The following is a 22,276-nucleotide window of genomic DNA, read 5'->3' on the forward strand; positions in this document are numbered from 1 at the left end:
GAAAAGTCCTAGTGAAGTCCAGAAATTGGATAATTTATTTTTTGGAGTTCCCTAATTCCCTGCACTAAAGACCTATCTGAGACTGTCTTCTCCTTATCACAACCCTTTCCTCAATATGCGGTTGATAACAATGAGTTATTGCCATCAGGTGTGCCACTCCTCTACCTTAACTGCTTCCTTATAAAATTAATACAATCAGGAAAAAAACAAAAGCTTTGACATTCGTTGAGCATGGGGCATTGGGCATTGAAAAGAGGCAGAGGGGAAAACTCTTCTTTTTTGCTCCCTGCTCCCTGCTCCCTCATTTCCAAGGCAGTAATATCATAAAATAGCTTAAAAGTCTAGTCTATGTGAACACAAAAAAAATTTTATTACGTATTAATATCAATACGAATGCGTTAATTGACGAATGCGGCTTAAGATAGCTTTAATATCGGCTAAAATCGGGTTTTAGGCTTATATAAATTAGAGGTGGGCTGATTTTTGCCAGATTTGTACTTAAATTTAGTACGATTATGAGCGAATGACACGGAATGGGATAATCACAACCTGAGGATTCCACTTTATTCAACAAAAGAACTCAGAAAGCCGATCAGAATACATCCTGCTGCCTTCTTAGTTCTATCCTCATCCTGAGTGTCTACCTTGTAGTTGATGCAGTAGATATTACGGGGCAATTATAGTTATAGGACACTAAAACCCTTTTGTGCCTTTTAGGCAATTGTGCTAATGCACTTGTGCATTACCTAATCAACAGCCTTTTGGTTGTAATTATCCAGATTAGAAAAATTCAACTGTCAAATTTATAGGAGTGAAAATGCCAGAACAAGAATTTACCGAAACCGCATCCAAAGAGACTACAGTGGCAGAGATCAACAGCCAAACAGGAACCATCACCAAACTCCAGCCTCCCGCACAGTCTCAAGATGAATGGCAAAAATATGGTGAGCAAATTTCTAGCTTTTTAGCTACATTGCCAGAATATCTGGGAAGCTTCTTCAATCAATATAAGCAACCCCTGATCACTGTTGGTTTAATTGTGGGATCAATTGTTGGGGTTAAAGTACTCTTGGCAGTATTAGATGCTTTGAATGATATCCCTTTGGTAGCACCTACTTTTGAGTTGATCGGTATTGGTTACTCTGCTTGGTTTGTTTACCGCTATTTACTCAAAGCCTCAACCAGGAAAGAGTTGACTACAGAAATCACCACTCTTAAATCACAAGTGGTTGGTCAACAAATCCCAGAAGCTTAATAGTGATTATCGCTTCTCGATGAGACGCTATGCGTAGTTTACTCCTGTGTAGAAGTAAGCTCTAATTGTAAATCACTGAGTCTGATCGCCAGAAATCGGCGATCAGACTTCTAGAGATCGCTTCCTCTGACCTTCGGTTTAACCTAAGTTCGATGAACCTATCTCTGACTTGAACTTTTTAGGTTCTGTCTTGGAGTGGGCGAGAATTTTGGAGACACGCTACCCGATGCCTGCGATGGGCTACGCCTACGCACTATGTTTTGAGATGAAATTCCCTCCAAGTTGCCCCGTTTTACTAAAGCTTGATGAATCATCGCCGCCACTTCAGCCCTAGTAGCAACTTTATTGGGAGCAAGGATTTGTGGATTTGGATAGTTAACTACCAGACTATTGGCTGTAGCAGCAGCTATTTTGCTAGTAGCATAGGTTGGAATATTTTTAGCATCTTTATAGACACTTAAAATCTGATTTTGGGAAGTGGGTGCTTTTAAATTCAATCCACTAACAAGGGCAACTAAAACTTGCACTCGCGTAATATTTTGTTGTGGTTTGAAGGTTTTTTTCGGGTAGCCTTTGAGAAATCCGGCACTGATGGCTTGGTCAATTGCTGAAGTAGCCCAAAATTTTCCTGGTACATCTTGAAATGCGATCGCAGCCTTAGAGGGTTCTTGCTCAAAGGCTTTTTGCAGGATAGCAGCAAATTCAGCACGGTTTACAGCCTGATTTGGTCTAAAAGAATAATCAGGAAACCCCTTGAGAATACCACGGGAAGAAAGAACATCTATAAAACGCCGACCCCAAAAGTTATTGGGCACATCGTTAAATGCAATTGGTGGTGGAATAATAGATTTTTGTTTTGCCGGAGTTACTAAAGGCAAGGCTGATGACTCAAGCTCTGCTGAAGAGGATACAGGTGTCTGTGGTTGTGGGGATTGAGTTGGGATTACCTGAGCAGATGGTAACACAGCGCGGGAAAAAGTTGCGCTGTTAGTTGGGAATGGAGGTGTCTTGGGTTCAACAACAGCCTCAGGTGGAGATGACGGCAAAACGTTGTTGGGGGCTGCATTTGGTTCTACCTTGGGAGTAGGGAAGGGCAATACTTGATTTGGTTGAACACTTCTAGACGGAGTAGAGGAAGGCGAGAGCAACCCGTTTAAGTTCCAGCTAGAATCCCTGCGGGACAATGACCAAAAAAGAATCGCTCCGATAGTGGCGAAGGCAACCAGTATGGCTATAAATTCATCAAAGCCAAGGGCAGTTTTTTTGGATGACTCCGGTTCAGAAGGAGGTCTATTTGTCATCGTGATTACCCTGGTAGGAGTAAAATTTGTATCTAAACAAATTAAGCCACAAATTTAATTCGTAATTCGTAATTTGTAATTTGTAATTCATAGAAAAATATTAGGCTTCTGGTTCAACGCCGAGCGATGTCTAACGACAAGCCCTCCGGGTGCGCCAGTCGCTCATGGGGGAGACCCCCAAGACCGCGCTGGCTTACCGCTTTGCGTCTACGCAATTGGGCAGCTAGGCGATCGGCTCTTTGGGATTCCTGTTCAGCCCTTTGGCGTTCTTGTTCAGCCCTTTCATCGCCACTCAACAACAAATTACCTTGTAAATCCCACCAACGCAACCAGGGTAATTCCACATTCTGATAAACTCCTAGCCATAAACCTAATTCAACTTCTAAGGGGCCTATGGGATAATGTCCTCGTTCATTTGCTTCGGCACGCTTTGCGAACACGAACGTGCCATCAAACTCAGGAAGCTGGGTATGGTCGGGGAAAGGAGTGAGGGCGGTGGATGGATTGGTTGCAGAGGTCATAATGCTACCTTTGCACTTTTTGTAAAGGTTGTTTTTAGTGTAGCTTGCGATCGCTCTCTAAATATTCTCTACCCAGATTAGAAATCGCACATCTATTGTTTACAATCGTTTAGTGCAAGATACTTAGAACAATTTTCACCTTTCACCTTGAAAGGGCTAGTCCTACTAGATACCGAAACCGAAATCGAAATCGGATTTAGAGGGTGACAAAATGTAAAATATTAACTTATCGTTTACCTAATATTTGTAAAAATCAGGGTGTATAGTGTCAGAAGAATTCAGTTGCCAAATCTCACCGCCATTTGTGTCTCTTGGTAGCGATCGCGATCTTGATTTAAATTCAACCCTCCAAGAACTACCAATGTACAACTTCCCAGTGGAAATCAATCACACTGGTATGGAAGTGGCTAGTTTTTTGGAAAAATACCCCCAGCTACCAGGAGTAATTTTGGTAGAACAGGGAAAGTTCCTTGGAATGATTTCGCGGCGGCGACTGCTGGAATTTTTGATTCGCCCATTCGGACAAGAATTATTTGTTCAGCAGCCATTAGCCGTTCTCTACAGCTATATGCGGATACCAATGTTGCTGCTTGTTGATACAACATCGATTTTAACTGCGATGCAACTTAGTTTAAAGCGATCGCCAGAATTATTAGCAGAACCAATTGTAGTACAAACAGAATCTGGTGCTTATAGATTGTTAGATGTCCAAGAATTGAACATTATTTCTTGGCAAATTCGAGGAATCGACAATCTGGTACGATATGAACGCAGCCAAGCCCAAATGATTCAAAATGATAAAATGGCAAATTTGGGACGTTTGGTAGACGGTGTAGCGCACGAAATTTTAGACCCAGTGGGTTTTATTTGGGGTAATATAACTTACGTTTCAAGCTACAGCCAAGATTTGCTCAAGCTGATAGCTGCTTATGAAAAAGAGTTACCATTAGCTTCTCAGGCAATTAATGATATTAAAGAAGAGATTGAATTTGATTTTTTAGAACAAGATTTGTCGCGATCGCTTGCTAGTATCCGCACTGGAGCGGAAAGATTAAAAAAACTTGTCACCAGTTTACAAAACTTTTGTCATATCGATGAACTTTATCCCAAACCAGTGGATTTACACGCTTGTATTGATAGTATTATTTTATTAATTAATAGTCGTCTTCAAGGAGAAATTGAAATTGTAAAATATTACGGTCAATTACCTCCACTGTATTGCTTTATGGGGCAGTTAAACCAGGTTTTGATGAATATTCTCAGCGAAGTTGTGGATACTTTACTCAATGAAGCAGTGCGACAGCAGTTGAATAGAGAAGATACAAAAACTCTTCAAAAACCCCGAATTGAGATTACTACAGAAGTAATTTCCCAGGAAGCAAACAAACCAAATGCACCAGATTCTCGCTGGATATTAATTCGCATTTCTGACAATGGCCCTGGAATGTCTCAAGAATTGCAACAGCAAATTATCGAGTCATTTTCTATTGAAACGAAGAATAGTAAAAATACTAGTTTAGCAGTAAGTTATCGAATTATAACAGTGAGACATGGTGGGAAATTAAGTTTCCATTCACAGGCTGGTATAGGTACAAAATTTGAAATTTTATTGCCTTTAGTTTGATTAGAGTCTTGCAAAAGTCAGCCCCAACTCTTGAAGATGCTGTATTTCGACTCCGCTCAACATAAATTCGCGTTCGGGGAAGGGGCTAACTTCCGCTTTGCAAAGTACCACAAGGCTGAAGTCAAAAGTCAAAAGTCACGCATTCAAAAGTATTATGGAATAAGCTCTTTAGGGATTTTCAATGGTTGCTCTATTTACGCCGTGGCGTACTAGTTCTTTTGAAGATCGCAATATTTGACTGGTAAAATCTATCGGTGCAGTTAACTAACGTTTTGTTGTTTTACCATAAGTGCTATATTGGCTCTTGACCCGACCGAGTATAAACTATGTATAAGCCCACAGAACAGCAAAGTCGAGGTGTTGTACTTAGTATTACAGGACAGGCAGGGGGAGTGGGCAGATGAACAAAAATACTGGGCAAAGTGGTGTTTTTTTTCTGTTTAAAGGCGTATCCTTACGTCGCATTTTGGTAGCGTTGTTTTTGCTGCAAATCTTGCTAGCTGTGGGATTAACTGGATATTTATCGATTCACAATGGGCAAAAGGCAGTTAATGAAGTAGCTAGCGAATTGCGTTATGAAGTCGCTAATCGAGTAGAGCAGAATTTACAGACTTATTTCTCAACTTTGCCTCAAGAACTGCGCGGTAATCAAAATATCATTGACATCAAGTTGCTGAAGATGGAAAATTTGGCAACCTGGGAGTCATACTTAATAAAGCAGTTAGAGATTTTTCCTGATGCCATAGCTTTAACGGCAAGCAATGAACAGCAAGAACACTTAGCAGTGGAAAAGCTCAATGATCGCCAATTTTTACTCAGAAAAGCCGACAAATCAACTGGGTACGACCTCTACACTTACAAAATTGACTCTCTTGGTCAACGTACCCAACTTCCAGAGGTGATCAAAAACTATGATGCGCGATCGCGTCCTGATTATCAAGCAGCAGTTACCGCCAAAAAATTCAGCTTTAGTGAGATTTTTACACCCCTGACCGAACCAACACTTCTGATTAGTGCTTCTCTTCCTATATATAACTCCCAAGGTCAGTTACTCGGTGTCAACAGCACTCTAACTCATATATCACAAATTGGAGATTTGCTGCAAAATATTAAAGTTGGCAAGTCTGGGCAAGTTTTTATTATCGAGCGATCAGGGCTATTAGTCGCAAGTTCCACAACCGAAAAACCATTCCGTTTACAAAATGGTAAACCCATTAGGTTGCCAGCTTCCCAAAGTGGGAATTCTTTGACTCAAACAAGCGCTAAATATTTAGCAACTAAATTTAGTAACTTTGACCAGATTCAAAGTTTACAGCAACTAGATTTCTTTTTTGACGGCAAACGACAATTTTTAGAAATTAGACCCTTAGAGGGTGAACTAAATGTCAATTGGTTAATAGTAGTGGCTGTTCCAGAAGCAGACTTTATGGGACAAATTGATCGCAACATTCAAACTACAATTTTTCTCTGTCTGGGAGCATTGGGATTAGCTACTTTACTGGGGATTATCACCGGTCGTTGGATAACTCAGCCAATTTTGGACTTCAGCACGGCGACAAAAGATTTAGCCGATTTTACTAATGGCGAAGACTCAATAGTGATAGTAAAGGGCATTAAAGAACTAGAGGTGCTGGGTGAATCTTTTAATGAGATGATACAGCAGTTACGGAAAACCTTTACTGCACAGATAACCAAAAATGAAGAGTTAGATTTGCAAGTTAAGCAGCGAACTCAAGAATTACAGCAAGAGATTCAAGTACGGATTAACAGTGAGCAAAAACTGGAAAAGCATCATCAGGTGTTAGCAGAACTGGCAAATCACAGGGCGATTTCAGAAGGAAAGCTGGAAACAGCATTCAAAGTTATTACTGAAAAAGCAGCAAATGCTTTAGAAATAGAAAGAGTTAGTGTGTGGTTATTCAATAACGATGCCGACGGTGGGGTGCGCCAACACACCAAACTACAATGTATAAGTCTCTATGAACGTAGCAATCAGAGACATTCGGCAGGTTTAGAACGCAATCTTGCAGATTATCCCATCTACTTTAAATCCCTGACATCTGCCCGGATCATTGCCGTCACCGACACTCGCACCGATCTACGAATACAAGAATTATGGGATGAACTGCTAGAGGCAAAGAATATTGTATCCCTAATTAATACCTCGATCTGGGTTGGGGGCAAAGTTGTGGGAACAGTATTGTATGAACAGATTGATATTCCTCGGACATGGGAACTGAGTGAGCAAAACTTTGTTAGCTCAATAGCTGAATTTGTCACACTAACTTTAGAAATATGCGATCGCAAACGGGCAGAATCCGCTCTACATGAGGCTAAAGAAGCTGCCGAAATTGCAAATCGTGCTAAAAGCACTTTTTTAGGAAACATCAGCTATCAACTGAGAAATCCTTTAAGCTCCATTTTTGGAATCACAGAAGCACTTCAAGATCAAGTGTACGGTCCTGTGAATGAAGAACAGCGCCAGTTCCTAAATAACCTCGAATCTAGTGGCAAGAATTTACTAGAATTGATTAATCAGATCCTTGAACTTACCGATATCGAATCCAGCAAAATAAAACTGCAACTAGCTCCTACTTCAATTCAAGGATTATGTGATTCTAGTCTTAGTTTTGTAAAATATTTAGCCTTGCAGAAAAATATCCACCTGAGTGTACAAATACCTGAAGAACTCGAACCCATCCAAGTCGATGAACGCCGCATCCGCCAAGTAATTATCAACCTGTTAACTAACGCTATCAAGTTTACTAAGGAAGGAGGTAAAGTTTGGATTGAAGTCCAGCCAAATTCCACAAATGAATATATCTTTTTCAGCGTGGTAGATACGGGTATTGGTATGCTTTCCGATGACCTTTTCCAATTATTTCAACCTTTTGTGCAAGTTGAAAATTCTTCTATTGGTGGTTCTTCAGGTACTGGTTTAGGATTAGTAATGGTGCAAAAAATTGTTGAGTTGCATAGTGGTACTGTCCATGCTGAAAGTCAGTTAGGTAAAGGTAGTCGCTTTACAGTCAAACTTCCGTGGAAAAAGGCGGGACAAGGTTTTGGGGATAGAATATCGCAATAGTTACAAAGGCGATCGCTTTTCTGGGGTTGTAGATGATGAAGTGCGATCGCTAATCCCAAAACCGAAGAGGTAGAGAAGTAGCTTTTCCCACAGGAAGAGACTTTCAAGTAAAAAAATATACCATTGATCTTCATAGAGAATTGGTATTAGGAATTTTTTCTTATCTGTCTTAACTGTCCTTGACAACTAATTGTAAGTATAGGAATATAAGTGCTAATTCCGTTATTGAGGTAAAAGGAGCATTATGGATCCATTAGTTGCTGCCGCTTCAGTTCTAGCTGCCGCTCTAGCTATTGGTCTAGCTGCGGTTGGGCCAGGTACAACATCACTTGACCCTAGCAGGGGTGCAGCTCCTGGAATTCAGGATATACAAAAACCCTGGAATTGAGGATATACAAATGTAGAGCGACAAATAATTTGACCGCAGCGACAAATAATTAGTCAAGTTCTTCAAACTTGTAAGCTTTGCTTTAAAGGAATCTAATTTTTAGCGTTTCTGATATAAAGCTTTAGAAATTGCTTGAACAAGCGATGTTGGAGAATTTGGATTGTTGACAAAGAATTTGCCGTTTGGGTTAAATAATTTGTCGCTCTACAACATCGTAATTTAGAACAGTTGCAGAAATATTTGGAAGAATCTGATTTATTTAGCATTGCATTTAGTGATAGCAATCAAGCCTAAGCAAGTGTTAATTCTAGTTTTGACTGAACAAAAATTAAAAACTTAATTTGCTGTACCTGCGCTTCGATAACAGCACAGTCTACCTGTAAGTTAAAGGTTGGCTAAGACGATAATTGCTGCTTGACAATAAAAAATTGGATAGCAAGACTAAGCATTTCGCGTGTAGTTGCTACCCACTGTCCCTGCTTCCAACTTCCCAGGCCCAATAACCAATTTCCTGTGCCAAACCTTCACGACTAGAACTTAAAAAAATAGCCGCATTTGCTTCTCGTTTCATCATTGCCTTGGTTAATTGGTCAGTAATTCTTTTACAACCGTAGCTTGCAGAATCTCGTTTTCTAATACCAATTTAATATGAACTGCATAGAAAAGAGCTTCTAGGATAAAATTATAAGAAGAGATAGAAATTACCTGCTCAAATGTAAGTTGGTCGAATATTTCTTGGATGCGATCACGTAAAGCTTGTAAAGAAGAGAAAAGTTGATTTTTGAGTGGTTTTTTGAGCAACTGCCAAAGTCTTTCAATCAGATTGAGTTCAGGATCTGATGGTGGTTGAAGCAGAGGAATAATATCATGTCCGGCTAATTAGTTATAATTTCCTGCATTTGTGCAAAACACCTGGAAATTCTTTCTCCCCCTGCTCTTTGTCCCCTTGCAGCCTTAATAATAAGTCTTTAAGCTTCATTTTAAATTGGTATAAGATGAAAAAACAGTTCAAAAACTAAATTAGTATTTTAATACTAAAATTACTAGATTAAACCTTGAAACTATTGGTACATGGTATGTCGCTCAATCCTAATCTGGATGAAATCCAGTTGACCAAAGACGATTACGAACGCTACTCCCGACACTTGATTTTGCCGGAAGTAGGACTAGAAGGACAAAAGCGCCTGAAAGCTGCTAGTGTCCAGTGTATCGGTACAGGTGGACTAGGTTCACCACTACTTTTATATCTGGCGGCAGCGGGTATTGGACGTATCGGGATTGTCGATTTCGATGTTGTCGATACTTCCAACTTACAACGCCAAGTAATCCACGGTACATCCTGGGTAGGTAAACCTAAGATTGAATCGGCAAAAAACCGCATTCACGAAATTAATCCCTATTGTCAGGTTGATTTATACGAAACCCGCCTAACTTCCGAAAACGCCCTGGAAATTCTTCAACCTTACGATATCGTTGTAGATGGTACTGATAACTTCCCCACCAGATATCTAGTTAACGACGCTTGCGTATTGCTGAATAAGCCCAATGTCTACGGTTCAATTTTACGCTTTGAAGGACAAGCTACTGTATTTAACTACCAAGGTGGGCCAAATTATCGTGACCTTTTCCCAGAACCACCACCACCAGGAATGGTTCCTTCTTGTGCAGAAGGTGGCGTATTGGGAATTTTGCCAGGAATTATTGGTTTGATCCAGGCAACCGAAACTGTTAAAATCATTCTGGGACAAGGCAACACTCTCAGTGGGCGATTGCTACTATACAACGCCTTGGATATGAAATTTCGGGAGTTGAAACTGCGTCCGAACCCGATTCGCCCAGTGATTGAAAAGCTGATAGACTACGAAGAATTCTGCGGGATTCCACAAGCTAAGGCAGAGGAGGCAAAACAGCAGATGGAAAGTCAAGAAATGACTGTTAAGGATTTGAAGGAGTTGCTTGATAGTGGTGCGAAGGATTTTGTACTGCTAGATGTCCGCAACCCCAATGAGTACGACATTGCTAAAATTCCTGGTTCAGTGTTGATACCCTTACCAGACATTGAAAATGGCAATGGTGTTGCGAAGGTGAAGGAAATATTGAACGGTCACCGTTTAATTGCTCATTGTAAGATGGGCGGGCGATCGGCAAAAGCCCTTGCTATTCTCAAAGAAGCCGGAATTGCTGGGACAAATCTCAAAGGCGGAATTACCGCTTGGAGTAAAGAAATCGATCCTTCTGTTCCAGAGTATTAAAAATGCAAAGTAAGGCAGAGGTTTAACGCAGAGGTACGCAAAGATTATTCTCTGCGTACCTCTGAATTTAAAATCTGACTTTCTTAATTACGTTAGTAGCCGAAGTATTACGAATTAGCTACAGGTTTAACCTGATTTAGCAAACTATGCAGTTTTTCCCCTTCAATGACCTCTGTTTCTAAAAGTTGAGTAGCGATCGCTTCTAGCAAGTCTCGATTCTGTCTGAGAATCTCTAGGGCTTGTTCGTGGGCTGTTTCCACGATTTCCTTGACTTCGATATCAATAGCTTTCGCTGTGTCTTCACTCACCGCCCGCCGGGGATTACTAGCATCATTACCTAAGAACATTGCTTGTTGTCCTTGTTGGTAAGCTAGTGGCCCTAAGACTTTGCTCATACCATAAGTTGTCACCATCCGTTCTGCCAAGTCAGTTGCTCGTTGCAAATCGTTGGAAGCACCTGTTGTAATACTGTTAAACACAACCTCTTCGGCGGAACGTCCACCTAATAGAGTGGCAATCTGACCCCGCAGTTCTGTTTCATTCAGCAAAAAGCGGTCTTCAGTTGGTAATTGCAGAGTGTAACCCAAAGCTGCCATTCCACGAGGAATAATCGAAATCTTTTCTACGCGACCGTTTCCTGTTGTTAACGCCCCGACCATTGCGTGACCAACTTCATGGTATGCAACAATCTTTTTCTCAGTCTCGTTCATCACCCGACTCTTCTTCTCTAAACCGGCGACTACCCGCTCAATTGCTTCAGCAAAGTCTTCTTGAGCAACCCTTTCACGCAGATTACGGGCTGCTAATAATGCGGCTTCATTCACCAAGTTTGCCAAATCTGCGCCAGCAAAACCAGGGGTACGAGTAGCGATCGCTTTTAGATTCACATCATCTCCTAGTTTCACCTTTTGAGCGTGAATCTTGAGAATTGCTTCACGATCAGATAAATCGGGACGATCTACCAACACTTGGCGGTCAAAGCGGCCTGGACGCAGCAATGCAGGGTCTAGTACTTCGGGGCGGTTGGTAGCTGCTAATACAATCACTGTTGCATCCCCAGCTGCAAACCCGTCCATCTCAGTTAATAACTGGTTGAGCGTCTGTTCTCGCTCATCATTACCACCGTAGAAGCCGTTACTGCTACGAGACTTACCGATCGCATCCAATTCATCAATGAATACAATACAGGGAGCCTGTTTCTTTGCCTGCTCAAACAAATCCCGCACTCTGGAAGAACCTACACCAACAAACAATTCTACAAACTCCGAACCAGAGATACTGAAGAATGGAACTCCTGCTTCTCCTGCTACGGCTTTTGCTAAAAGTGTCTTACCAGTACCTGGAGGCCCAACCAACAACACACCTTTGGGAATCCTAGCGCCAATTTGCGTAAATCGTGCCGGAGTCTTGAGGAAATCCACAATTTCCACTAACTCAGTTTTCGCTTCTTCTACCCCAGCCACGTTTGCAAAAGTGATTTTAGCTGATTCGCCTTCAACGTAAACTTTAGCTTTGCTCTTACCAATCGAGAGAACACCTTGAGGGCCACCGCCACCGGCACCACGGGCGAGAAAGAATTGCCAAATGCCAATAAAAATCAGTGGTGGAATCACCCAACTTAAAAGGGTTGTAAACCAAGTATTCTTGGGTGGAGGTGTAGCAGCGAATTCAACTCCCTTTTGTTCTAGCAGTTTGGGTAACTCTAAATCAAATATTGGTGTCGTTGCAAACACCTGGGGCGGCTCGGCATTTTCTGTTTTTAGTTGGTAGATGATCTGGTTTTGACCAACAGAAACGCGGTTAACTTCCCCTTCTTGTACTTGATGTATAAATAAGCTATAGGGAACACCTGTAGGGCCAGAGGCAAATAAACCAGGCAAAAATAAATTTAAGAGCAAAAATAGCCCTGATACTGCCAGTAATATATTAGCAATGATCCGAAAACGAGGTGACTTAGGCTGTTCTTTAATTGGCATTGATGTTACTAATCCTTAAAATGAAACCTGTTGAAAATGTGACTTTCTCAGAAAGTCCGTTATTTACCATCCAAATAGTTGAAGCAGCAACTTATACTGTTTCCAACCAATCAAAAATTTGGGCTAACTGATCCAGTGTTACCAGTCCATACTGCCAGAGGGTCATAGCCAGAAAGTTGGGGGTCTGCTCACAATGTCGCAAAGCAAGAGAAATTGCTCCACCAGGAATACCCAACTCTTCCTTTAAAAAATGCACCAATTGATCTGTAGCTTTCATAGCAATGTTAAATAAGCCTTATTTCTGAGAGAGGTTAACTTGTGTGATGTAATCTCCAGGCTTGTTCAGTTCGTTTTTATCGTTAACAATACTACCGCTTCTCATAATTTCTCTCCTCTAGCAATGGTTGCAGAATTTTTTTATTTATGTAACTAAACTTAACAATTAAATTAATCTTTGTGAACTAACGAGCAAATACGGTTTACCGTACTCAAACAGTTAACATCACTCGAAATGAGAAAATTTTAGGAACGCGGATTCAATTAAGTACAACACCTCACCCCCAATACGCTTGGGTTAAGCAAATTTATCTGTTAAGGCAGGGGAGGCAGAGGGAGCAGGGGAAGCAGGGGGAGAGAAAAAAGGCTTAACTGAACTTTATTGACCCTTAATTTTTCTCCTGAGCAACTATCCATTAGTCACATCTTTCTTAACATTGGTGTAAGGCAGACTCAGAGAGAGTGGCAGCAGTAAACAATGGTAACATGGTTGACAAAATCAACATAAAGTGTAAGTCATAGACAAGGGTGGAGTGGAGAAGGAAGCGATCATTAATTACTTTTCTAGAAATCCCGGAAGCTGAAATGATAAAGACTGTAGCGGATTTCTCCATGAATTTCCTGGAGTATTAAACTCTCACTGTGAATGCAAAAATTCTCTTGAACAACATCGCTACTGAAGCTGCTCCCATAAGTTGTGAAGCTGCTCCCATAAGTTGCGAAGCTGCTCCCATAAGTTGCGAAGCTGCTCCCATAAGTTATGCAGCTGCTCCCGCCATGACTTAGATAACTAACGCAATACGGTTCGGATAAGGTTTTTTGATGACACGCCCTAGATTGCAAAGACGCGATTTATCGCCGTCTTTACAATAATCAGTCCTTTGTAGAGACGGCGATTTATCGCGTCTCTTGCCTTAACCGAACCGTATTGATAACTAACGTTGAAACATTGGTGAAAAACTTACGGTAGTTATTACTGTCAGCTATTCCCCACTCGCTATTTCCCACCCGAACACACTTGCTGTATTCTTTGGGGAAGTTGCCGACACACTTGCTGGAATCCTTGAGGATTAATTTGCCACCAAGCAAATAATCCCAGACTTGTACCCCCCACAAGCAACGCCAACACTCCCCCCAGCATTACCAAACGTTTACCCTGCTTAGGTTTTGTAATTAAAGTTGGTGGAATTTCTGGGTTTAGAGGTGGTTCCTCTGAAAGATCCAAATCTAGATCCAAATCTAAATCCAAATCTAGCAAAGTTTGCGAACTTTCTGTAAAAGATATTGGTTCTTCTAGTTCTTCTAGTTCTTCTAGTTCTTCTAGTTCTTCTTGTTCCTCTTGTTCCTCTTGTTCCTCTTGTTCCTCTTGTATCTCTGCTTCTATAATCTCTTCTGGCAATGCTGGAGTTAGAGGTACTAAGTATTCTGGGGAGACACGGCAATAAGTAAGAACAACCGAGGTATTATCATGCCCATTTTTTTCGTTTGCTAAGTTAATCCAGTTGCGGACAGCATCTTCAACTGTCAGTTCACCTCTTAACACGGGTATTGCATAATCCTGCCAAGATTGTTCCACCCAGTTATTATCACTTAAACCATCAGAACAAAGTAGCAATATGCCATCTTCTTCTACAATAAATCGCTGAACTTTAAGACGCAAAGATTCTGCATCTCTTGTGCCTAATGCTTGAGTTAAGGCACTAGCATCTGCTCTCAAGAGTGCTTTTCGATACAAGCTTTTAGCATAGCGTACTTCCCGCGTTGCCACATCATCATCTATTGTCAGTAGCTGACAATAATTGCGAGTAATCCAATAAGCCCGGCTATCGCCAACATTAGCCAAGTAAAGTTCATGGGTATTATTTGATTGCCAGCCAGTACTCGTCTGTACTCGTTGTGGAACTTGCAGTGCCATGACAATGGTTGTAGCCATGCGTTCTTTGCCTTGGCGTTTTTGTTCATTATTGCGGGCACTAATCAGATTATTTACCACCCGTAAGCTTGCTTCTAATTGTTCCTGCAATAACTCTGGTGGTACAAGTACAGTTTGTTCTGTAACCTCCTTGAGTAAAGCGCGAATTTGCAACTTTACAGACTGCACTGCCAACTTACTGGCAACCTCCCCGCCTTCATGTCCGCCAATGCCATCGCAAACAATCGACAAGTGAGGCAATAAAGGTTCATCTAATTCACTCAAAGCATTTGGGTAGCAAGCGTCTTCATTTTGCGCCATAATTGGGCCAATATCTGTAGAGCCTGCCACCTTCAAAACTAACGGCAATTCTGCCGCAGATGCTAATAGTAAATTATTGAGTTGAATATTAATAGTCTCTAACTCAACCTCATCACACATCTGCTGGACTATGTTCTGTAACCCTTTGGCTATTGATGCTTTGGCAGACGCTACCCAAAACTGCCAACACTCTCCCAGATTTCGTAAACTCAGTTTCTCATCTGCTGGTGTTTGGTAAAGTTCCAACAGTCGCACACACCAACCTTGGATTCTCAAATTGTCTACTACTAGTAAACTGCGGCTAAGTCCCAATTCTGATAAAGGTGTCCAAAGTTGGAGAATTTGCCACAGCCAATAAACTTGTCGTACTGCCGTTGCTTGCTCCCATGCCTCAACAATAGTTGGATAGATATTTCCTCTCTCATCTATCGGGACATTTTCTAACAAGAGGATATCAGTTGTATCTCCCTCAAGATTACTAGCAAACCCATAAGCCTGGGGGAGATGTAATCGCTCTTGATATAATCGTAGGTAAGGAATTACTTCCATTGGCAATTCTTCAGGTGCATCTGGCGACAGCCCTGGTTGAGTATCCAGCCAAATCTGGGGACTAATTACCTCATACCTCTGTGCTACCCTCGTACCTGGTGAAATTTTGGCAGACAATGAGCCAGTAGCCCAAAGATAGCGGTGAACTAAAGGAGTTTGACAAGTGGCACAAACACTATCTCCAATAGGATTAATGGGGCTATTACAGCGTGGATTTATACAATAAATTATCAGTTGAGTAGAAATCATAAAGGTATAAATTTAACAAACAAATCAACTAATGAACTTCGATTAAGTTTAGCTGGCAAAGATTTGAAGGCTAGAATAGACTGAATTTGTGTACCGCTAGCTACATCTTGTTACTGAAATTAATCAAAATTATTGGTAAAATACCAAGTTTGGTTTTCTGTAAATAACTTACGTCTGGCTGTATCTAATCGTAGAAATGCATTTACGTCAATGTAGAGTTTAGGATGGCGCTATGCCAAGTTTTACTTTAATCTGGCTTCTGGCAGGAGCAGTCCTATGTTTAATGGAACTGTTCTTACCATCGGCGTTTGTCGCCTTCATGATGGGAATTAGCGCTTTTGTGGTGGCGCTACTGTCTGGAGTGGGTTTGGGAAGTGTATGGTTGCAAGTTGTAGTTTGGCTATTACTTTCCACATTACTAATCGTGCTTTCTCGTCGATTTTTGCAACCGCGACAACGCAAATCAAAAATTCAGGATGCAGTCATAGCTGAAACTTTAACAGAAATTCCGCCTGGGAAAACAGGGCGGGTGCTGTATGAAGGAAATTCTTGGCAAGCACGATGTGACGATGACAAATTTACCGTACTACCCAATCAAAGAGTTTATGTGGTTAGGAGAGAAGGTACTACTTTGATTGTGATACCAGAAAATTTGTTGAATTCTTAGTTAATGGGGAGGGGGAGAGACACGATTAATCGCGTCTGTACAAGAGTTTGGAGCTATCTATCTCCTTCATCCCCCACTCCCCAGTCTCTACTGTCTCTTTCATATTTAAAACTAGGAGATTTAAAATGGAACAGTTTTTTTTACTAATATTTTTAGCCCTTGGTGGTTCTGCCGTAGCGGGATCTGTGAAAGTCGTCAATCAAGGCAATCAAGCTTTGGTGGAAAGATTGGGTAGTTATAACAAAAAACTGGAACCAGGACTAAACTTTGTCATACCTTTCCTAGATAGAGTTGTCTATCGAGAAACTATCCGAGAAAAAGTTTTAGATATTCCTCCCCAACAGTGCATCACCCGTGACAACGTTGGCATTGAGGTGGATGCAGTGTTTTACTGGCGCATCGTCGATATGGAAAAAGCCTGGTACAAGGTAGAAAATCTCCAGTCGGCAATGGTAAATATGGTGCTGACTCAAATTCGCGCCGAAATGGGCCAACTGGAGTTGGATCAAACCTTTACTGCTCGTTCCCACATCAGTGAACTTTTATTACAGGATTTGGATGTTGCTACCGATCCTTGGGGTGTGAAAGTGACACGGGTAGAACTGCGAGATATTATTCCGTCTCAGGCAGTGCGTGAATCGATGGAATTGCAAATGTCGGCAGAACGACGCAAACGGGCAGCAATTTTAACTTCTGAGGGTGAACGCGAAGCTGCTGTCAATAGTGCTAGAGGTAAAGCGGAGGCGCAAATATTGGATGCCGAAGCTCGTCAAAAATCGACAATTCTGCAAGCGGAAGCTGAACAAAAGGCGATCGTTTTGAAGGCTCAAGCTGAACGTCAGCAGCAGGTTTTGAAAGCCCAAGCGATCGCAGAATCAGCAGAAGTTATTGCCCAAAAAATCTACACTAATCCCAATGCCAATAAAGCAGTGGAAGTTCTGTTTGCATTGGGCTATTTGGATATGGGCGCGACAATTGGTAGAAGCGATAGCAGCAAGGTGATTTTTATAGATCCGCGTTCCATTCCCGCTGCTTTAGAGGGCATACGTTCTGTCGTTTCAGATGGTCAGGTTAACTCTAACGAATTGTTTTCTAAACAAATACCAGGATTAGAAAATAACCGCGCTAGTTAGAAGGGGTAGAAGGGGGATGAGGGGACAAGGGGACAAGTTTCTTTCTTGTCTCTTGGTCTTTTCCTAATGCCAAAAAAAGTAGGATTTCCAAATAGTAAAGGTTTTGATATCTGACATCAAAACAAAAAATAGGAAGTGCCTACGCGCTACTAAATTAATTTGAAATTTTATTGATGAGGATACTGTTTTAAAATTGTTGGTGGGCGATCGCAAAAATTATCGAGTTGTTGCCATTTAATCGTGTTCGGTGAAAGACTGATTATAAAGAGCGCAGGCGGCAGAGAGCAGGTTTTTCTATTTTTGCATAAATTACGGGAATAATAAGTCATCATCTGAACATAATCTTATTGCTATGAAGTGGTTAGTAGCTCGAAGCAGTACAGTTTGCCTAGCAGGAACTTTTAGTATTCTTGCTTGTATTGTCGTCTTGTCCTACGTCAGCTTGGTTGCATACAAAGATACCAAGCGGCAAGTTGAGCATACTCAAGAGGTGATGCGACAGATTGAGGTGGTGCTGTCAACGCTAAAAGATGCTGAAACAGGGCAACGCGGTTATCTGCTCACCGGACAAGACTCTTATCTAGAACCCTTTGAATTTGCGATCGCTCAATATCCACAACAGCTAAATCAGCTGGCTGAATTGACAAGCGACAATCTCAAGCAGCAGCAAGCCATTGCAACACTGAAAGCGTTAGTTGCTAAAAAATTGGCAGAACTAGAGCAGACCATCGCCTTGCGAAAGCAAGAAGGCTACGAAAAGCCTCTGAGAATTGTCCAAACAAACCAAGGCAAGCAAATCATGGATCGGATTCGGACTATCATTATGACGATGAAGTCTGAAGAACATAATCTATTATTACAACGAATTCAGCAATCTGAAATAGCAGCGAATCAGACCACCTTCATTGTTATTGCTGGAATTTTTTTAACTGCATTGCTCTCTAGTAGTACAGTGGTTAGCTTCTACAAAACACGCCAACAGCTTGCTGCCTCAACTACCTCACTTCAAGAGAATCAACATGCATTGAAAGCGAGTGAAGACCGCCTAGCCTTGGCAGTAGAAGCAGCTCAGTTAGGAACTTGGGATTGGAATCTTGAAACCGAAACTATAATTTGGTCGGCTCAATGCGAAGAATTGTTTGGCTTGGAACCTGGCAGCTTTGCTGGGACTTATGAGGCATTTGCTCAGTTAGTTCATCCTGACGATGTTGAGCCTTTGGGTCAAGCGCTGCAAGCGACAATGGCTGGTTCAGGTAATTGGAAAAGAGATTTTCGCATCGTCCATGCTGATGACGAGATTCGCTGGATGGCTTCAACCGGAAAATTTATTTACGAAGAGAATAAAAAGGCAGTGCGGGCGATCGGTGTTGTCGAAGACAACACTGATCGCCGACAAGCTGAAGCCCTGTTACAGCAAGCCAACATTTTACTAGAACAGCAAGTTGCCGAACGAACGACTGAACTGAGGCAAGCAAACGATCGCCTGCAACGCGAACTTTTTGCCCGAAAGTTAGCCGAAATTGCTTTAAAACAAGAGGCGGATCGGCAAGCTGCCTTGATTGCAACTCAGTTTGAGATTGCAACTGCTGGACTAGACCTGTCTCAGGTGATGAATCTGATTGTAGAGCGATCGCAACAACTCACACAGGCAGATGGAGCAGCGATAGAACTGGCTGAAGGCGATGAAATGGTTTACCAGGCTGCTAGTGGTCTTGCTGCTCCCTATATTGGATTGCGACTGAAAATCAGCAGTAGCCTCTCCGGGCGCTGTTGGCAAACAGGTGAAATTCTCCGGTGCGACGACACAGAAGTCGATCCTCGTGTCGATCAAGCAGCCTGTAAACGCATAGGGGTGCGCTCAATGATCGTAGTGCCGTTGCAATATGACCAGAAAACATTGGGCATTTTGAAAGTGCTTGGCGCTCAAGTCCAAGCCTTTGATGACCAAGACACCAACACCTTGTTATTAATGGCAGGAACGCTAGCAGCTGCAATTCAGTATGCTTTGGAATTTGCAGTCAAGCAAGCTCTGATTGCAGAACGAACAATTGCATTCGAGCAAATCCAGCTTTTACAAACTCTCACCTTGGCGATCGCAGCAGCTCAAGATATTAACACAGCCTTGGAACTTGTCCTGAACCATGTTGGTAGATTTCAGGGCTGGGATTATGGTGAGGTGTGGCTTCCCGAACCAAAAGAAAATATACTCGAATGTCAAACAACTTGGTGTAAGCGTCCTGAAGGAAAAACATTTGCCCAACTATCTCAATTGAAAACCTACAAATTTCCATTAGGAGTTGGTTTACCTGGTCGAGTTTGGGCTTCTCAGCAACCAGAATGGCGAACAGACGTTTCCACTGAACCAGAAACGGTTTTTCTCCGTCGCCACATTGTTTTAGAAAGTGGCATCAAAGCTGGGCTTGGAGTTCCCTTGATTCTAGACAATCAAGTGTTAGCGGTATTGGTCTTTTTCAAATTTGAGGCAGCATCGGCAAATCAGCAGCAAATAGAAAACCTCAGCGCAATCGCCGCGCAACTAAGTTTAGTGATTCGCCGTAAACAGGTAGAAGAAGCCTTGCGATACAGTGAGGCGCAATTTCAGTCATTCATGAACAATAGCCCTGTCCTCTCCTGGATCAGCGATCGCAACGGGCGCATTCTCTACCTGAATCAAACCTACCTTCGTACTCTGCAAGTGCCAGAAACCGTGATCGGCAAAACCATATTCGAGTTATACCCAGCTGAAGTTGCTCAACAATACCTTAAAACCATTCAAACCGTTGCTAACACCAATCAGGCAATTGAGGCAACTGAAACCGCACCGCTAAGAGATGGTACAATCGGAACTTTTCTCTCCTACAAATTTCCCATCTCATCTCCCACAGAAGAATGTTTGATTGGCGGTGTAGCAATTAATATTAGCGATCGCAAGCAAACTGAAGAACGCTTGAAACTGCAAAGTATCATCTTGAAAAATATGACTGGTGGGGTTTGCCTGGTGCGGATAGCCGATTGGGTGATTGCTTACACTAATCCCAAGTTTGAGAGCATGTTTGGCTATGCGCCTGGTGAGCTAAACGGTCAACAGGTTAATATTTTGAATTATCAGGATGATCAACTCAATGCGGCTGAAGTCACCCGTGCGATTATGACTGGCATTCAAACGCAAGGTGAAGCCACCTACGAAGTCCATAACGTCAAGAAAGATGGCACGCCATTTTGGTGTCAGGCAACCGCCTCTATGTTCGAGCATCCAGAGCATGGGACGGTTGTAGTTGCAGTGCAACACGATATTACCGATCGCAAGCGCACTGAAGACGAACGCAAACGAGTAGAACAAGCCCTGCAAGACCGAGAAGCCTTATTGCGATCGGTTGGCGACAATTTACCTAATGGAGCGATCTATCAATATATTGCTGAACCAGATGGCAATGGTCGGTTCTCTTACTTGAGTGGTGGAATTGAAAACCTAGCTGAGATCAAAGCAGAAGATATTCTCAAAAATCCCCATCTGCTCTTTAGCCAAATAGTTGAGGAAGATATTGCAGGCTATCAGCAAGCCATCGAATCCTCCATGCGTAACCTGTCAATTTTCGATTTTCAAGTTCGCATTCGCACTGCCAGCAACAAACTTAAGTGGTTTCACTTTCGCACATCCCCTCGATTGCTGGAAGGTGAGCAAGTCGTTGGTAATGGGCTAGTAGTTGATATTACTAATCTCAAGCAGATCGAAGAATCTCTGCGTCAGAGCGAGGAGCAATTGCAACTGGCGCTTGCAGGGTCTGGAGATGGTTTATGGGACTGGAACATCACCACGGGATATATCTATGTCAGCCCTCGGTGGTTAGCAATGTTAGGCTATGAAGTCGGCGATCTGGCAATGGATGTTAGCATTTGGGGAAGCCTGATTCATCCAGAGGATCGGCCTTGGGTGATGGAAACCTTAAACGCCCATCTCCAAGATGCTGCCCAACCCTACGCTTTTGATTACCGCGTTCGCACCAAATCTGGCGAATGGAAATGGATTGGTAATTATGGCAAAGTCGTGATTCGAGATCGAGACGGTAAACCATTGCGAATGACGGGAACGCACAAAGACATTAGCGATCGCAAATATGCTGAACAAGAACTGCAAAACCTGATGCTCAAACTGCAATACAGTAATCAGGAACTCCAAGCCTTTGCTCATGTTGCCTCCCATGACCTCAAAGAACCTCTCCGCACCGTGCGTAACTTTTGCTCGCTGCTGCAAACCAAATATCAAGCATCACTGGACAATCGCGGACAAGATTACATTGATCGCATTCAAAAAGCGACGCAACGAATGCAAGCTTTGATTGACGATTTGTTATCACTTTCACGAATCACAACAGAGGCCAAGCCCTTTGTGCCAGTAAACTTAACTCAAGTGGTGCATGACGCGATCGCCAACTTGCAGGTGCAGATTCAACGCACGGGAGGCGTAGTTGAGGTAGGTGAATTACCAACTGTCAATGGAGATGCCACTCAGCTATTGCAACTGTTTCAAAATTTGATTAGCAATGCCCTGAAGTTTCACCGAGAAGTTCCACCGATTGTAAAAATCTTTTGTAGCATACTAGCTGACTCTGAGCGAATTGAAGAAGCAGGAGAGCTCTTAGCAAGGGGAATAGAAAAGAATTGGGATTCGACCCCACCTTCACTTGAGCCACTTAATAGAAGTGGGGGACGTAAGAACATGTTCTGCTCTGCTCCACGGCTCGATGTTGGGGTCATTTCCCCCAGCAA

Annotated in this window: 14 protein-coding genes and 2 pseudogenes; 9 read left to right on the forward strand and 7 right to left on the reverse strand. The window is 42.3% G+C overall.

Going from position 1 to position 22,276, the window contains the following annotated elements:
- Positions 1-817: 817 nt before the first annotated feature.
- On the forward strand, positions 818-1,255 hold the full coding sequence (locus tag ACFE90_RS20350; RefSeq protein WP_375503684.1) for a CAAD domain-containing protein: 438 nt from the start codon (positions 818-820) through the stop codon (positions 1,253-1,255).
- A 158-nt stretch (positions 1,256-1,413) separates the two neighbouring features.
- Here ACFE90_RS20350 and ACFE90_RS20355 read toward each other — a convergent pair whose 3' ends face one another.
- Together ACFE90_RS20355 and ACFE90_RS20360 are read right to left on the reverse strand one after the other, a co-directional pair.
- A complete protein-coding gene (locus ACFE90_RS20355) occupies positions 1,414-2,556 on the reverse strand; it encodes an S-layer homology domain-containing protein (RefSeq protein WP_375503686.1) in 1,143 nt (380 codons plus the stop codon).
- Between the two features lie 113 nt (positions 2,557-2,669).
- Positions 2,670-2,975 (reverse strand): annotated as a pseudogene (locus ACFE90_RS20360) (hypothetical protein); the annotation flags it as partial.
- A gap of 367 nt (positions 2,976-3,342) precedes the next feature.
- Here ACFE90_RS20360 and ACFE90_RS20365 point away from each other — a divergent pair.
- Positions 3,343-4,701 (forward strand): sensor histidine kinase, encoded by a 1,359-nt coding sequence (locus tag ACFE90_RS20365; protein ID WP_375503688.1) that lies wholly within the window; start codon positions 3,343-3,345, stop codon positions 4,699-4,701.
- A 400-nt stretch (positions 4,702-5,101) separates the two neighbouring features.
- Positions 5,102-7,786 (forward strand): ATP-binding protein, encoded by a 2,685-nt coding sequence (locus ACFE90_RS20370; protein ID WP_375503690.1) that lies wholly within the window; start codon positions 5,102-5,104, stop codon positions 7,784-7,786.
- Here the strand turns inward: ACFE90_RS20370 and ACFE90_RS20375 are convergent, their stop codons facing one another.
- Positions 7,787-7,972, reverse strand: coding sequence for a hypothetical protein (locus ACFE90_RS20375; protein ID WP_375503692.1), 186 nt, complete (start codon positions 7,970-7,972; stop codon positions 7,787-7,789).
- Between the two features lie 58 nt (positions 7,973-8,030).
- Here ACFE90_RS20375 and ACFE90_RS20380 point away from each other — a divergent pair.
- Positions 8,031-8,147, forward strand: a pseudogene (locus ACFE90_RS20380) (ATP F0F1 synthase subunit C); the annotation flags it as partial.
- Between the two features lie 609 nt (positions 8,148-8,756).
- Here the strand turns inward: ACFE90_RS20380 and ACFE90_RS20385 are convergent.
- Entirely contained in the window at positions 8,757-8,975 is a 219-nt protein-coding gene (locus ACFE90_RS20385) for a hypothetical protein (protein ID WP_375503694.1), read from the reverse strand.
- Between the two features lie 275 nt (positions 8,976-9,250).
- On the opposite strand from ACFE90_RS20385, the gene moeB reads away from it, so the two are divergent.
- Positions 9,251-10,426, forward strand: a complete 1,176-nt coding sequence (gene moeB / locus ACFE90_RS20390) for a molybdopterin-synthase adenylyltransferase MoeB (protein WP_375503696.1) — start codon at positions 9,251-9,253, stop codon at positions 10,424-10,426.
- 107 nt (positions 10,427-10,533) lie between these two features.
- Here the strand turns inward: moeB and ftsH4 are convergent, their stop codons facing one another.
- Positions 10,534-12,402: an ATP-dependent zinc metalloprotease FtsH4 gene (gene ftsH4, locus ACFE90_RS20395; protein WP_375503698.1), complete on the reverse strand. Its 1,869-nt coding sequence runs from the start codon at positions 12,400-12,402 to the stop codon at positions 10,534-10,536.
- 91 nt (positions 12,403-12,493) lie between these two features.
- Positions 12,494-12,679 (reverse strand): DUF2949 domain-containing protein, encoded by a 186-nt coding sequence (locus tag ACFE90_RS20400; RefSeq protein WP_229554896.1) that lies wholly within the window; start codon positions 12,677-12,679, stop codon positions 12,494-12,496.
- 641 nt (positions 12,680-13,320) lie between these two features.
- On the opposite strand from ACFE90_RS20400, the gene ACFE90_RS20405 reads away from it, so the two are divergent.
- Positions 13,321-13,464: a hypothetical protein gene (locus ACFE90_RS20405; RefSeq protein WP_375503700.1), complete on the forward strand. Its 144-nt coding sequence runs from the start codon at positions 13,321-13,323 to the stop codon at positions 13,462-13,464.
- A gap of 211 nt (positions 13,465-13,675) precedes the next feature.
- On the opposite strand, the gene ACFE90_RS20410 is transcribed toward ACFE90_RS20405, so the two are convergent.
- Complete coding sequence (locus ACFE90_RS20410) at positions 13,676-15,709, reverse strand: protein phosphatase 2C domain-containing protein (protein ID WP_375503702.1); 2,034 nt, start codon at positions 15,707-15,709, stop codon at positions 13,676-13,678.
- A 232-nt stretch (positions 15,710-15,941) separates the two neighbouring features.
- Here ACFE90_RS20410 and ACFE90_RS20415 point away from each other — a divergent pair, with 232 nt between their 5' ends.
- The 3 genes from ACFE90_RS20415 to ACFE90_RS20425 all read left to right on the forward strand — a co-directional run.
- Positions 15,942-16,376, forward strand: a complete 435-nt coding sequence (locus tag ACFE90_RS20415) for an NfeD family protein (protein ID WP_375503704.1) — start codon at positions 15,942-15,944, stop codon at positions 16,374-16,376.
- 125 nt (positions 16,377-16,501) lie between these two features.
- Positions 16,502-17,509: an SPFH domain-containing protein gene (locus tag ACFE90_RS20420; RefSeq protein ID WP_375503706.1), complete on the forward strand. Its 1,008-nt coding sequence runs from the start codon at positions 16,502-16,504 to the stop codon at positions 17,507-17,509.
- A gap of 352 nt (positions 17,510-17,861) precedes the next feature.
- Positions 17,862-22,276, forward strand: a 4,415-nt coding sequence (locus ACFE90_RS20425) for a PAS domain-containing protein (RefSeq protein ID WP_375503708.1), incomplete at its 3' end; no start/stop codon positions are given.

It is taken from the genome of uncultured Nostoc sp. (assembly GCF_964245445.1).
Taxonomy (GTDB): Bacteria; Cyanobacteriota; Cyanobacteriia; order Cyanobacteriales; family Nostocaceae; genus Nostoc.

What these genes read in the sequence shown, in the direction of transcription:
- ACFE90_RS20350 (WP_375503684.1), top strand. Translation starts at nt 818, where the DNA reads ATGCCAGAACAAGAATTTACCGAAACCGCATCCAAAGAGACTACAGTG.
- ACFE90_RS20355 (WP_375503686.1), bottom strand. Translation starts at nt 2,556, where the DNA reads ATGACAAATAGACCTCCTTCTGAACCGGAGTCATCCAAAAAAACTGCC.
- ACFE90_RS20370 (WP_375503690.1), top strand. Translation starts at nt 5,102, where the DNA reads ATGAACAAAAATACTGGGCAAAGTGGTGTTTTTTTTCTGTTTAAAGGC.
- moeB (WP_375503696.1), top strand. Translation starts at nt 9,251, where the DNA reads ATGTCGCTCAATCCTAATCTGGATGAAATCCAGTTGACCAAAGACGAT.
- ftsH4 (WP_375503698.1), bottom strand. Translation starts at nt 12,402, where the DNA reads ATGCCAATTAAAGAACAGCCTAAGTCACCTCGTTTTCGGATCATTGCT.
- ACFE90_RS20400 (WP_229554896.1), bottom strand. Translation starts at nt 12,679, where the DNA reads ATGAAAGCTACAGATCAATTGGTGCATTTTTTAAAGGAAGAGTTGGGT.
- ACFE90_RS20410 (WP_375503702.1), bottom strand. Translation starts at nt 15,709, where the DNA reads ATGATTTCTACTCAACTGATAATTTATTGTATAAATCCACGCTGTAAT.
- ACFE90_RS20415 (WP_375503704.1), top strand. Translation starts at nt 15,942, where the DNA reads ATGCCAAGTTTTACTTTAATCTGGCTTCTGGCAGGAGCAGTCCTATGT.
- ACFE90_RS20420 (WP_375503706.1), top strand. Translation starts at nt 16,502, where the DNA reads ATGGAACAGTTTTTTTTACTAATATTTTTAGCCCTTGGTGGTTCTGCC.